Origin of the sequence: Nitrobacter sp. 62-23 (genome assembly GCF_001897285.1) — a bacterium.
Lineage (GTDB): Bacteria > Pseudomonadota > Alphaproteobacteria > Rhizobiales > Xanthobacteraceae > Nitrobacter.
This window is the reverse complement of the sequence record NZ_MKSM01000108.1, coordinates 13,568-27,109: the sequence shown is the minus strand read 5'-3', so window position 1 is coordinate 27,109 and position 13,542 is coordinate 13,568. Positions and strand designations below refer to the sequence as shown.

Sequence of the window (13,542 nt, the reverse complement as noted above, 5' to 3'; positions counted from 1 at the left end):
CAAGAAAGGCTCCCGCCATGTCGGACAAACCTGAAAAGGGCATCGCTCGCCGTGATCTGATCATGGCATCCATCGCGACGGTGGGCGCGGCGACCGCGCTTGCGACCAATGCCGGTCCGGCGGCCGCGCAGGCCTCCGCTACTCCCTCTGCCGACGCCACGACCGGGAAGCCTCAGGGAACGGTCTATACCGGAGAGATCATCCAAGGGAAGAAAGTCGTCAGTGCTCTCGACGTCAATGATCTGACGCCCGGGCAGAAGCACTTCTTGTATTTTCAGGGCGTGCAAATGCACACCGGACCGCACTGGTACGTGTCGGTGACGGTCGCCAGAGGCGCGAAGCCGGGCAAGCGCGTCGTCCTGACCAGTGGCGTGCATGGCGATGAGATGAGTTCGGTGCATACGGTTCTGACCGTGATGAACCAGCTCGATCCGACGCAGATGTCAGGCACGGTAATGGCGGTCACCGACATATCTCGCCCGGCCATGGAAAGCATGCAGCGCAAATGGCCCAATTCGAGCAGGAGCATTGACCTGATCGATATGAACAGGGTCTGGCCCGGGAACGAGAACGGCACCGCGCCCAGCCGGCACGCCGCGCTCCTGTTCAACCGCCTGCTCCGGCCGAACGCCGACGCCGCGATCGACTTCCATACTGGAACAACGGGCTTCGAAGTCAGCGCGTTCAATATCGCCAGCATGGATGTGCCCGAGGTCAAGGCAATGGCTGATCTCTATCCCGTCAGCCAGATCCTCGACATGCCGAAACATGCCTACCCCACAACCCTGCACAACTCGCTTCTCGCTGCGGGCATTCCGTCCATTTGTCCAGAAGTCGGCGCCGCGCGCGTCCTGGACCTTAAGATGATCGCGCAATTCGTCGAGGGCACGATGAACGTCCTCAAGCATCACGGCATCGTGGCAGGCCCGATGGGACGCACCGGAAAGGACATGAATGTCTTTATCGGCCATAGCGCGGCTGCGATCGCCGCCACCCAGGGCGGGTTCATCGAGCATCTGGTCAAGCTCAACGACAAGGTCGAAGTTGGACAGAAGGTGGCTGTCCAGCGCAACAGCTTTGGCGACGTGGTCATTGAGTACAGGAGCAACGTGGCCGGCGAGGTTGCCGGCCAGCGTAGCGACGCGATGGCCCAGCCTGGAGATTTTCTGATGTTTATTCTTTTTGAGAAGCCGGCACCGGAAGGCGACGAGACTTATCCGGAGTAACTCTTCCCCAAAACCTTTTTCGCTTCTGATTCCATCAGAAGCGGAAAGGCTCCAGCGCGAGGAAAACGCTACAGCGAACGGGCCACGCGATCGCCATCGAACGAACGTGATGTCGCCGTCGCCTGAATTCTATCGATAATCGTCCGCCCTGGAATGTCGGCCTCCACGCCAGCCGAACGTTCGGGAGACGGGTTCGGGTACGACTTTTCGTCCGAAGTGACGGACCATGTGGCTCACCAGTCCATGCATGACGTTGCGGCGATGGTCGCGGCTGTGGAAGCGGCGCGCGAAGACATTGTAGAAATATGTCACGAGCTTGCGCGCGCGAGCTTCGGTGAGCATCGGCAGGACTGCTTCGATATCCGGCGGCAGCTTGCGGGCTTTTGGATCGGCCATGAGAACGCCGAGTTCCTGACGGGTCGCCGGTTTGATGGCGTAGAGCTCGGCGCAGGCCCGCTCCAGGGCCGGCCGCTGGTTCGCCGCCAGCAAGGCGGTGCATTTGAGCACCAGCAAATAACGATGAAACGCGGAGCCAGGCTCCGACATCTCCATTCCGTCGTCGTAGAAGGCGATCGCCTCGGCAATGTTGCCGCGGCACATGCGAATCTGTCCTTGCAGGGCAAATGAGGCGGCAAAGGCCGTGCTATTCGCAAATGCCTCGTCGGCCAGTTGCGCCGCCAGATCCGAATGCCCGCGGTCGATGAAGAACAGGAGCTTCGCCACAGCCAGCACGAGAAGCGGATTGTCCTGGACCTTCGGAAGATTGGCGAAGGCGAGAGCTTCCATCTCGTCCTCGATCGCCGACCATGCGGCGGCCGACATCATCTCGTCCGCATCGAGCGCCTGACTGAGCAGGCGGGCGTAAAGGTTCAGCCCCCACATGATCGCCAACGTCGGATCGTCGGGACGCGCGGCCCGCGCGCGCTCAAGTTGCCCCTCGTTCTCGCGCCAGATCGCCGGAGTGCGCGAAAGGATATCGGCCGCGTCGTACAAACGCACTTCGAGCGGCGCGTCACTTGAGGCAGCGACCGCGTTAGCCGGGACTGCGAGGTGCGTCCAGATGGCCGACTTCACCTCGGCTGCGAGGGCATCGATCGCGCCGGCTGTGTTGCTGTTTTCAAATCGGGCACGAAACGCGCCGATCACATGCCGCGACCGTGCGTGACGCAGCACGAATGCGGCGTGCAGTGTTTCCGCCTCGGCGCGAAAGCTTGCATCAAGGCTATAGATCACATCGTGAGGCATCGGCATGCCGGGGCGCCAGTCCGGCGCGCAACTCACCTTGCGACCCGTTCCGATCTGCGAGTCGAGCTTCACGGTCAGCTTGGCGAGAACCGTTTGCGCGCGGTCGGTCTGCTCCCGCAACCCGTAGACCGGACCAATGAGAAGGAACGCCGAGTCGGGCGCGGGTGCGGCAAGCTGCGCGATCCATACATAGCCTTCGCCGTATTGGGTCGCGATGAATCGCGGCTGACGCGCGCTGTCGCCCAGCGACTTGCGCAGGCGATTGACGATAAAATCGATATTCCGCTCATTCGTCTCGCTGGCGTCGCGCGCCATCAGTTCGACCAGCCGGGGTCGCGTCAAAAGCTTTCCGGCATTGTTGGTGAAATGCAGCAGCAGCGCGCGTTCCTGCCGCGTCAGACGCTGTTCGGCCCCGTCGTCGCGCCTGACCGACAACATCTCGTCGTCGAACACCAGATCGTTGAAACGCATTCCCCGCACGGCGCGGCTCCTCTCGCCAAGGTGATCGCAAGACCGCCCGCCGCACGATCATCTCCGATCGCGCGGCGGAGCGAAAGGCCCGAAGTTCGATCAAAGCCGGCATCAAATACTGGCGCAACAATCTTCTGCTAGCGGTGCCGTGAGCCAGGCGGGGAAGGTGGGGGCGGATGGAGCATCTGACTGCAACAGCGGGGAACGGGCGGGCGGCCCGACATCGCGGGTCCCTGTGCGCCTCCACGGCGCTCGCCACCTTGTTCTGCGCGGGACTTGGCCTTGAACTTGGCCTTGAACTTGGCCTCGGCCCGGCAAACGCGCAAACGGTCACCGGCAGCGGCGATCTGAATCCCGCCATTCCCGCGCCGCCGCTGCCGACCTGGACGATCCCCGGCGACCTCGTGGTCGGCGACACCGGCACCGCGACGCTGACGATCGCGTCCGGCGGCACGGTCTCCAACACGACGAACGGTATCTACGGAGCCGGAATTGTCGGCTCGGCGTCCACCGGAAACGGCACCGTGACGGTCACCGGCAACGGTTCCGCATGGATCATCGGCGGGGCGACCCCCAGCCCTTCCGTCAACAATCTCGTTCTCGGCTATGGCGGCACCGGCACGTTGAATATCCTGGACGGCGCGAAGGTTTCGAACGCGATCGGCTTTGTCGGCCACGACGCTTTAAGCAATGGCACCGCCACGGTTTCGGGCGCGGGGTCCACCTGGACCAATTCGGAGCAGCTCCAGATCGGCGTCTACGGCACCGGCACGCTGGACATCGCGGCTGGCGGCAAGGTTTCGAACACGGCGGGGTTAATCGGAATCAATGCGGCGGCGACCGGCACCGTCACGGTTTCAGGGTCGGATTCCACCTGGAAAAATTCCGAAGGTCTTTACGTCGGCTGGTTGGGCGCCGGCACATTGACCATCGCGGATGGCGGCAAGGTCAGTGCGCTCGGCGTCGATCTGGCGGCGTATGCCGGCAGCAGCGGCACCATCAATATCGGCGCGGCGGCGGGCGCGGCAGCGGCCGCCGCCGGCACGCTGGACGCGGCGAGCATTAATTTCTTCGATGGCACCGGCACGCTCAACTTCAACCATACCGGCGCCATCACCTTGGCGGCGGCCCTGTCCAGCACCGGCAACGGCACGCACGCCCTCAACCATTACGCCGGCACCACGACGCTGACCGGCGATTCGTCCGCCTTCAAGGGCGTGACCACGGTCGATGGCGGCACGCTGGAGATTGCCCAGGGCGGCAAGCTCGGCGGCTCGAGCGGCGTGATCGGCGGTGCGATCGGCACGAACGGTTTCGCGACGGTCATCGGCGTGGGTTCGACCTGGACGCCCGGCGAATTGATTGTCGGTGAGTACGGCACCGGCACGCTGACGATCGAGGACGGCGGCAAGGTCGTCTCCAATGGCGGCGACAGCATCATCGCTTATCACGACACGAGCAACGGCCACGTGACGGTTTCCGGCGTCGGTTCGACATGGAACACGGACCGGCTCCTTGTCGGGATGGCGGGTCAAGGCACGTTGCTTGTCGAGGCCGGCGGCTACGTCTCAAGCAGCAACGCCGTGGTCGGATTCGGTAATCCGGGCGGCTCCGCAATGGTCACCGGCACCGGTTCCGTCTGGAAGGTGTCCGGAAATATCGAGCTCGGCCTCTTCGGAACCGGAACGCTGACCGTCGCGGATGGCGGCAAGGTTATCGCGCGGTATGTCAAGCTGACACAGGAGGCGTTTGCCGTCGGCACCGTCAATATCGGCGCGGCTCCGGGGTCTCCCGCGGCCGCTCCCGGCACGCTGGAGGCGGAAAAACTCCGGTTCAGCGACGGCACCGGCACGCTCAACTTCAACCATACCGGCGTCATCACTTTCACGCCGGCTCTCGTGACCCTCGGGTATAACACGTCAACACTGAATCACTATGCCGGCACGACCACGCTGACGGGCGACTCGTCCGACTTCTGGGGCACGACGAAGGTGTTGGGCGGCACGCTGCTGGTGAACAACGCGCTCGGCGGCGTCATCAATGTCGATGCGGGCGGGACGCTCGGCGGCACCGGCAATCTCGGCCTGGCGGGCAGGGCCGTCACAATTGCCGCGGGCGGCATTCATGCGCCGGGCGCTGCACAGACTGTCCTCGGCAACTACGTCAATCAGGGCACTCTGCGGATCGAAGGCAACCCGGCAGGTGCGAACAAGGTCGTTGTCGCGGGTGCGGTCAATATCACCGGAGCGACGCTCGACCTCGTGCTGTCTCCCGCCAACGCGGCAAGCTGGAACGTCTTCAACGGGCCCTTCACCATCATCGACAAGCGGAGCGCCGGCACTGTGACCGGTACCTTCAACCCGGTCACAAAGAACCTGCTCTTTCTCGATACGCGCGTGGCCTATGACGGCGGCGTCGGCAACGACGTCACGCTGCAACTGATCCGCAACGACCTCTCCTTCGGCAACGTCGGGCAGACCCGCAACCAGCGCGCCACCGGCGCCGCCATCGATACGCTCGGCAGCGGCAACATTCTCTGGCGCACGATCGCGCTGAACGGCGACCCGAACAGCGTGCGCGCGAGCTTCGATGCGCTCTCCGGCGAAATCCATGCCTCGGCCAAGACGGCGCTGATCGAGGACAGCCGCTTTGTGCGCAACGCCATCAACGACCGAATCCGCGCAGCCTTCGCCGCGCCCGGCGCCTCGCATGCGCCGGCGCTGGCCTATGCATCCATCGATACGCCGATGGCCGTTTCCCCGGATCACGCCGGGCCGGTGTTCTGGAGCTACGGCTTCGGCTCATGGGGCTCGACCGATAGCGATGGTAACGCGGCGGCCCTCAAGCGTTCGACCGGCGGCCTGTTGATCGGGACCGACGGTTTCGTCGGCGACTGGCGTATCGGCCTCATGACCGGCTACAGCCACTCCCGCTTCAATGCATCGGATCGCTTCTCGTCGGGCGACAGCGACAACTATCATTTCGGCGCCTATGGCAGCACGCACTGGGGCAGTTTCTCGTTCCGCTCCGGTCTCGCCTACACATGGCACGAACTCGACACCCGACGCGCCGTCGCCATTCCCGGATTCAGCGACAACCTCAGCGCCCGCTACAACGCCGGCACCACGCAGGTCTTTGGCGAACTCGGTTACGGCATGGCCGCGGCCGGGGCCCGGTTCGAACCGTTCGCCAATCTGGCCTATGTCAACCTGCACACCGGCGATTACGCCGAACGGGGAGGCACGGCGGCTCTCACCGGCCGGAGCGATACCACCGGCGTCACCTTCACGACGGCAGGCTTGCGCGCGGAGACCGATCTTCCGTTCTGGAATACGCTGACCACGCTGCGCGGCATGCTTGGCTGGCGGCATGCCTTCGGCGATACGATCCCGACGGTCACGCAGGCTTTCGCAGGATCGAACGCGTTCACCGTCGCCGGCGTTCCGATTGCAAGAGACAGCGCCGTTCTCGAGGCTGGACTCGATTTCAATGTTTCTCCGAACGCCACGTTCGGCCTCGCCTATGAGGGCCAGTTCGCCTCCGGCGCGGACGATCAAGGCTTCAAGGCGAACCTCGCGGTGAAGTTCTGAAGCCGATCCGCCCCCTTCGTCTTTATCGAGAGTCCGTCACCGCAATGAGGAGGCGTAGCAGGTTATATCGGTCATAATCGCGCTATCCGTTATCGCAACCAAACCGTCCAAACTTCACGCGGCGCAAATATTCAGCTAACACAAACATTCAGCTAACACCTGCGCCGCCATCCATTTCAAAAATTCATTTGCCGAAAATCCGCGCATGGACGGCACTCTTCATGCAATCACCGCAGGCGGCTGTGGATTTGCCCGCCAAGCTTCGAGCCTGTCGCTTTCGGATTGCTCCCGAGGCTTATTTGTACACGGGAATTTCCCCCTTGCTTGCCCTTTCCATGTCCGCGACCGCTTTGCGCCAATACGTCACAACAGCGTCCCAGTCCACATCATTGCGAAGACGTGGAAAATCCTCGTCGTCGAACATCACATACTTATCGACGATTGAACGAATCTTGTCGCGGCTAATGGAGGTTCCGCCCCCGTTGGAGTAGGCATGTAAGTCATGAATTGCAGCGAGTATGTCGTCAGTGAGCAACGCGGCCGCAAAAACCATTTCAAAATCCATACCAAATCTCCATGGACGGAATACAAACGCGCTTCCTACCATGTCAGATCAAGGCGGGCGAGCACACCGGATATGACGGTCGGTGGGTGCTTAAATGAATTTGCCGTACCACTATAGCGTTTTCGAGCGGAAGTGGGGACCGGCTCGCGTGAAGAAAACGCGTCAAATCAAAATCATAGAGTCCGGCTTCTAATTCTATCAGAAGCGGATAGGCTCTAGACGCGATTCAGTTTTGGCACCGATTCGATGGGCGATGGCTTCGCGGCGACGCGTTCGTTTATCCGGATCGGCGGAAAAGGCTTGCCACAGTTACATGAGCCGTCGCCACCGGTTACGTACCGGTCTTTATTCGGTCGCGGGACTCTTGAAGCGGGACAATTCAAGGCCAGCCGCCGCGATCCAGGTCCAGCCGAAGACACGTCACCTCGCCGTCTCGAAGGCTGCCGCCCGAGCGCGAATTTTCGATCTGTTTCACCGTCAGCGCCACAAAGAGTGTCCTTCAAAACCCGACTGGCGGTGCCGACTTCGATCAGCCGCAGTGGAATTTGTCGATACGAAAGGAGGCCGAAAGAGCCGAACGGGGCGTTTGGGCCGGTAGCTACATCGTGCCGTGGAACTATCGGACATGCATCAGGAATGGCCGGCGGCCTAGCGGGTGTTCGGATGCCGGCTCGCGCGATTCGTCGACAGGCAGCTTTTGGAGAGAAAACTGGCTGAAGCCAACGCTCTGATTGCCTATGTCAGTCCAAGAAGCGAGTTCGCCATCTCCACACGTTGGGCCCGGGAGCCAGCGACCTCTACAATGCGTGGTCCGTTGTGCAATAGTCCGAGATCATCTTCGCGAAGCATAGTCTTGAGGCAGCGGTCTACTTGGCTCCGCAATCGAGGACGTTCGATCTGGATTGGGATCTCATCGGGAGATGCGAGCGGGACAAAAATCACCACATCAAGCATGGCAAGTGCTTTGCTTATATTGGCCAGTTCACGGCCACTCGGAAGCCACTCAAAGCCTTCGCCAGCGCTGACAACCTCCAAATAGGCGAGAAAGTCGAGCGGACAGCGATCAAAGATCACATCGCGGTCGTCGTCATGATTCAGGATAAGCTTACAGCTTTCGGCAAGCTGCACTTCAAGATCAGTTATCGTTGCGCCATTGGCAAATGGCATGCCTTGCTGCTCGAGAAGCCAATAGGACTCCGGCACGCTTTGATAGTCGTGAACGGACGTGAAGTCGTCGATAAACGTCGTCTTGCCGATACCATGCGTACCTGTCACCGCGATATGCATAACCTCCTCCCTCAGCGAACATCTACAACGCCGATTCCGGACGGGCAACTACGGCAGTGTAGCAGTTACTATTGTCGTCATTCGAAGCTGTATTCCGCCACCAATCCGCAACACATTGCCTTAGCGGATGGCGGCTTCTCAGCCCGTCGCCTTTGTCGAAAAAGAGGAGCTGGTGCTTTCAGCCCGACCGCGAACGATACAATGCCCCCAAGGGCGCATATTCTGTTTCCGCCCCATAGCGTTCGTCAGAAACTTCAATCCCGCCCACGCGGCATGCGCCGTGAAGAAGCTCTAGGGCCTCAAGCAGGTGACGAGACCAAAAAGGCGATTATATCGATGGTTTCAATGCTAGTGTGGTGGTTCAGAAGTTTGCTTCAGTGCTCAATCAAGTCCGTCAAGCGAACTTCTGAACCTAAACCATACTAGAATCATAAAGTTGCTAGTGTCCCTTTGATTCCGAAGTTCGCATCAGAGGTTGCTGCAAGGGTATACGAACTTCGGAATCGGGACACTAGGTTTCCAACTCCACACCTACTTTTCGCGGAACGCACGCGCCAGCTGGTCGTGGAATGGGCGAAGGAGATAAGACATGACCGTTCGCGGCGCGGTTTGCATGAAGGATTCCACCGGCATTCCCGGCACTAGCTTGAGATCACCGAGCCGCGTCAACTCATCCTTGGGGATGTTGATCCGGACCGTGTAGTAATGCACGCCCGTCTTGGGATCCTCGGTGACATCCGGCGCGATACGGCTCACGCTCCCGTTCAATTCCGGTGTCGTGCGCTGATTGAATGCGCTGAAGCGAAGCACCGCCCTGTGTCCGATCTGGATCTGGTCGATGTCCTGCGGCTGTATCCTGACCTCGACGTCGAGTGAGTCATTGTCGGGAACGATCAGCATGGTGACCTCGCCCGGACCGATGACACCGCCCACGGTATGAACCGCGAGTTGATAGACCACTCCACTCTGCGGCGCGCGCAAATCTATACGCCTGAGCTGATCCTCCGCGGCAACGCGCTTCTCGACCAGTTCCGCCTGCTTTGCACGTAATTCCGCAAGATCTTTTCCGACTTCAGCCCGCATGTCCTGATCGACCTGTAATATCTGAAGCTGTATTTCCGCCGTCTTGCCCTTCGTCTGCGCGATCGACGCCCTCAATTGACCGCGTTCGCCTTCCAGCCGCTCTTTCTCACGCTCAAGCGCCGTAACCCGCGAGTAAGGAACCAGATTCTTCTCCCAAAGATCGTTGACCCCGACCAGTTCCTTGGCGATCCACTCGATCTGATTGGCCTTGGATAAGACCTGCGCTTCGTAGCCGTTGGCCTCCTCGCCGAGCTGCGCGATCCGCTCCCGAAGCTGCAGCTTCTGGCCGTCGCGAGCCTGGCCACGGATCTTGAATTGCTCCTGCTCGCCATGAACCGACTTCGCAACGTCGGGATCGCTCATCTGGTCCAGAAGACTTTTTGGAAACTGAATGCCGGGACTCGCGTCGCGCTCGGCTTCCTCGCGAGCCTGGCGTGCCTCCAACTCGTCCAGTGCCTTGACAATGATCGACAGGTTAGCGCGCGTCTGCGTCTCATCCAGCCGGATCAAGACATCGCCAAGCTCGACCCGCGAGCCATCGTGCACAAGCAATTGACCAACGACGCCACCGCTTGGATGCTGCACTTTTCTAACGTTAGATTCGACCACGACCTGCCCCGGCGCGATGACGGCCCCGGCAAATTCGGTCGACGCAGCCCACCCGCCAACACCTCCGAGCAGCAGAATACCGACGACGGCAACGGCAATCGTGTGCGTCAGCAACGATCGCCGTAGCTTCGGTCCGAACTGCGCCACGGCACTCACTCCTGCACAACACGTAACCCGGCTGCCGCAGGAGGCGGAGTCGGCCGCTGGGTGAATTTTCCAAGCATTTCCTCTTTCGGACCCATGCCCTGCATCCGGCCCTGCGACATGATCATCAACTGATCGACGCCGGCAAGCGCACTGGGTCGATGAGCGATCACGACGACAATGCCGCCTCGCGCACGGACCCCGAGGATCGCGGCGGTCAGAGCCTCGTCGCCTTCACTGTCGAGATTGGAATTCGGCTCGTCGAGCACCACAAGGAACGGATCGCCATAGAGCGCTCGCGCAAGCGCGATGCGTTGACGCTGCCCCGCTGACAGCGCGATGCCCTCTTCCCCGATCTCGGTTTCATAGCCTTTAGGAAGGTGAGAAATCAGATCGTGAACATGCGCCGCACGAGCCGCCGCGATGACCCGCTCCGAGTCCGGGGTTTCGGCCAAGCGTGCGATATTCTGTGCAACCGATCCAGCAAACAATTCGACATCCTGCGGCAGATATCCGATATGCGCGCCGAGGGCTGCAACCGGCCAGTGGTCGGTCGCCGCCTCATCGAGCCGGACAATTCCGCCGCTCGGCCGCCATGCTCCGGCGATCACGCGCGCCAGGCAGGATTTCCCGGATCCGCTCGGACCGATGATCCCAAGACCGCTGCCTTTCTCAAGATGGAACACGACGCCCTGCACCACGCGCGCCGTCTGCGCAGGCGGAACAACATCGACATTTTCGACCGAGAGACTGCGCGATGGAGCCGGCAACGGCATTCGATCGGGAGCTTCAGGAACTGCGGTCAAAAGGTCCTGCAGCCGGCGCCAGCTCTGACGCGCGGACACCAGACCGCGCCAGTTGGCGATAAGCTGGTCCACCGGCGAAAGCGCGCGCGCCGACAAAATCGAGCCGGCGATGATAATACCCGCGGTGGCTTCCTGCCTGATGACGAGACAGGCGCCAATGCCGAGTACCGCGGATTGAAGCGTCATCCGGAGCACGCGCGACAGGGAACTGAAGCCATTGTTGGCATCGATCGCCCGCTGCTGCCCTTGCAGATACTGTTCGTTGATGTCCCGCCACTTCGTGGCCATGCTTGGGCCCATTCCCATAGCACGCAGAACCTCGGCGTTGCGGCGAGAGGCTTCGGTGACGGCATTGCGATGCGATGCAAGACCGGCGGCCTCAAGCGTCGGCGAACGCGTATAGACATCCGTCAGCAGAGCGACAGATCCGAGAAGGAGAGCACCGACCAGCGCCGCAACGCCGATCCAGACGTGAAACGCAAAGCAGATCGCAAGGTAAATCGGCAGCCACGGAAGGTCACACAAAGCGAGGGGCCCCGCCCCCGACATGAATTGGCGGATCTGATCCAGATCACGCAGCGGCTGCAGACCGTCACCCTGGCTGCGTGTCGTCAAAGCCAGGTTGGGAATCACGCCATAGACGCGAATCCCAAGATCATGCCCAAAACTTCCGGCAACTCGCACCAGAATGCGCCCGCGCAGGAAATCCAGCACCCCCTGAAAGGTGAACAGGCCGAGCGCTAGCATCGACAAACCGACCAGCGTCGGAATGCTCTGGCTCGGAATGACCCGATCGTAGACCATGAGCATGTAGAACGAACCGGTGAGGTACAGCACGTTCACGAGCGCGCTCGCAGTCGCAAGGGCCAGGAAAGCGTTCCGGCACGTTCCCAACGCCGTCGCAAGCTCCGCCGTCCGGCCCGGAGCAGAACTTTTACCCGATGATGCTACGGTGCTCACCATCCGCGAACTCTTGCCTGCAATGGCTTAGATCAAGAGATCGAACTGATGTGTCGTAAGCTGTCCCTTGGTGACGCCGAGCAGCGTAATATCGTCGAGGCCGGCGTGGATGACTGCGTTTGAGCCAGGATCGGTGTGATCAAGCACGTCCTGGATCGACGTGAAGCCAAGACCATGCAGATCGAGGACATCGTGAGCGGAAGCCGCTCTGGCGCTGCCCACCTGGAAGTCCGTGATAACGTCCTTGCCGAAATTGGGGCGGAAGACGAAGCTATCGTTGCCGCTCCCCCCGGTCAGAGTGTCGTTGCCCGCACCACCAATAATCGTGTCATTACCGCCGCCGGCGCGGATGATGTCGCGACCGCCGCCGCCATCAAGTCGATTTGCAGCGCTGTTGCCAGTGATCGTGTCGTTGCCCGAACCGCCAATGACGTTCTCAATGGAACTGAACACTGACAGCCCGACCTGGCTGCCAGTCGCGTAACCGGAGGAAAGGTTGACTGAAACGCCGATGGTCGTTCCCGACACGTCGAGCGTATCCGTGCCGGCGCCTCCGTCGAGCAGATGAATGCCGAGAGATGTCTGTGGGGAGAGAGATAGAACATCATCCCCGGAGCCGGCAGCGACCAGCAAGTTGCCCGCCTGGACGACGATGTGATCGCTGCCGCCGGTTCCATGGACGACAGTCTGGCCGGGCTGGCTGATCACGTCGGAATTGCCTAATGTCAGTGTAATCGCATTGCTGCTCGCATTGTTCCCGGCGATATCGGTTGCCGCTGCCGTGATGACGTGATTGCCGTTCCCGACAAGCGTCACGGCAGCCGACCAATGACCTGTGGAATCGACGACCACCTCCGTCCCCAGCGGATTGCTGCCATCGAGCAACTGAACCTTGGCTCCCACCTCTCCGGTGCCCTGGACGGTCTGCGCGGCACTCGTCACCGATCCGCCGGACGTCGTGATGGTATCCGAGGTGACCGTGTCGAGCGTAAAGGCCAGCGAGGCATCGCCCGAGACGTTGCCGGCGGCATCGGTCTGATGCACCAGCACGCTCTTCGGCCCGTCGCCGGTCAGCATGAAGCTGTTGCCGCTGCCGGCGACGAACGCACCGCCGTTGACTGCATACTCCCAGCTCGCGCCGGCTTCCAGACTGGAGACATTGACCGTGCCGACATTGGTGACGCCATCACCCACAACGCCGCTGTCGGTGGCCAACGCCACGGGTGGCGGCGCGGCAACCGTGGTGTCGAGCGTAAAGGCCAGCGAGGCATCCGCCGAGACGTTGCCGGCGGCATCGGTCTGATGCACCAGCACGCTCTTCGCGCCGTCACCGGTCAGCGTGAAGCTGGTCCCGCTGCCTGCGACGAACGCACCGCCGTTGACCGCGTACTCCCAGCTCGCGCCGGCTTCGAGGCTGGAGACGTTGACGGTGCCAACGTTGGTGACGCCATCACCCGCAACGCCGCTGTCGGTGGCGAGTGCCACGGATGGCGGCACGGCAGCGGCAGTATCGAGAGTGAAGCTCAGGCTGGCGTCCGCCGAGACATTGCCGGCGG

At 61.4% G+C, this 13,542-nt stretch carries 8 protein-coding genes; 2 read left to right on the top strand and 6 right to left on the bottom strand.

Features of this window, described 5'->3' with window-relative positions:
* Positions 1-17 precede the first annotated feature (17 nt).
* Positions 18-1,226, top strand: a complete 1,209-nt coding sequence (locus BGO16_RS11385) for a succinylglutamate desuccinylase/aspartoacylase family protein (RefSeq protein WP_292618822.1) — start codon at positions 18-20, stop codon at positions 1,224-1,226.
* Between the two features lie 129 nt (positions 1,227-1,355).
* On the opposite strand, the gene BGO16_RS11380 is transcribed toward BGO16_RS11385, so the two are convergent.
* Positions 1,356-2,942 carry a winged helix-turn-helix domain-containing protein gene (locus BGO16_RS11380; protein WP_292618848.1) on the bottom strand — a complete coding sequence of 529 codons (1,587 nt, stop codon included), beginning with the start codon at positions 2,940-2,942 and terminating at the stop codon, positions 1,356-1,358.
* A gap of 176 nt (positions 2,943-3,118) precedes the next feature.
* Here BGO16_RS11380 and BGO16_RS11375 point away from each other — a divergent pair, with 176 nt between their 5' ends.
* Positions 3,119-6,532: an autotransporter domain-containing protein gene (locus tag BGO16_RS11375; protein WP_292618821.1), complete on the top strand. Its 3,414-nt coding sequence runs from the start codon at positions 3,119-3,121 to the stop codon at positions 6,530-6,532.
* 295 nt (positions 6,533-6,827) lie between these two features.
* Here the strand turns inward: BGO16_RS11375 and BGO16_RS11370 are convergent, their stop codons facing one another.
* The 5 genes from BGO16_RS11370 to BGO16_RS11350 all read right to left on the bottom strand — a co-directional run.
* Complete coding sequence (locus BGO16_RS11370; RefSeq protein WP_292618820.1) at positions 6,828-7,097, bottom strand: hypothetical protein; 270 nt, start codon at positions 7,095-7,097, stop codon at positions 6,828-6,830.
* Between the two features lie 735 nt (positions 7,098-7,832).
* On the bottom strand, positions 7,833-8,384 hold the full coding sequence (locus BGO16_RS11365; RefSeq protein ID WP_292618819.1) for an AAA family ATPase: 552 nt from the start codon (positions 8,382-8,384) through the stop codon (positions 7,833-7,835).
* 531 nt (positions 8,385-8,915) lie between these two features.
* Positions 8,916-10,223 carry an HlyD family type I secretion periplasmic adaptor subunit gene (locus BGO16_RS11360; protein ID WP_292618818.1) on the bottom strand — a complete coding sequence of 436 codons (1,308 nt, stop codon included), beginning with the start codon at positions 10,221-10,223 and terminating at the stop codon, positions 8,916-8,918.
* A 5-nt stretch (positions 10,224-10,228) separates the two neighbouring features.
* On the bottom strand, positions 10,229-11,989 hold the full coding sequence (locus BGO16_RS11355) for a type I secretion system permease/ATPase (RefSeq protein ID WP_292618817.1): 1,761 nt from the start codon (positions 11,987-11,989) through the stop codon (positions 10,229-10,231).
* A 24-nt stretch (positions 11,990-12,013) separates the two neighbouring features.
* Positions 12,014-13,542 (bottom strand): M10 family metallopeptidase C-terminal domain-containing protein (locus BGO16_RS11350; RefSeq protein WP_292618815.1); only part of this gene is annotated, 1,529 nt, incomplete at its 5' end.

Bases quoted from the DNA above. Each gene is read 5' to 3' on its own strand.
- BGO16_RS11375 (WP_292618821.1), top strand. From the start codon at position 3,119: ATGGAGCATCTGACTGCAACAGCGGGGAACGGGCGGGCGGCCCGACAT.
- BGO16_RS11380 (WP_292618848.1), bottom strand. From the start codon at position 2,942: ATGCGTTTCAACGATCTGGTGTTCGACGACGAGATGTTGTCGGTCAGG.
- BGO16_RS11365 (WP_292618819.1), bottom strand. From the start codon at position 8,384: ATGCATATCGCGGTGACAGGTACGCATGGTATCGGCAAGACGACGTTT.
- BGO16_RS11370 (WP_292618820.1), bottom strand. From the start codon at position 7,097: ATGGATTTTGAAATGGTTTTTGCGGCCGCGTTGCTCACTGACGACATA.
- BGO16_RS11385 (WP_292618822.1), top strand. From the start codon at position 18: ATGTCGGACAAACCTGAAAAGGGCATCGCTCGCCGTGATCTGATCATG.
- BGO16_RS11355 (WP_292618817.1), bottom strand. From the start codon at position 11,989: ATGGTGAGCACCGTAGCATCATCGGGTAAAAGTTCTGCTCCGGGCCGG.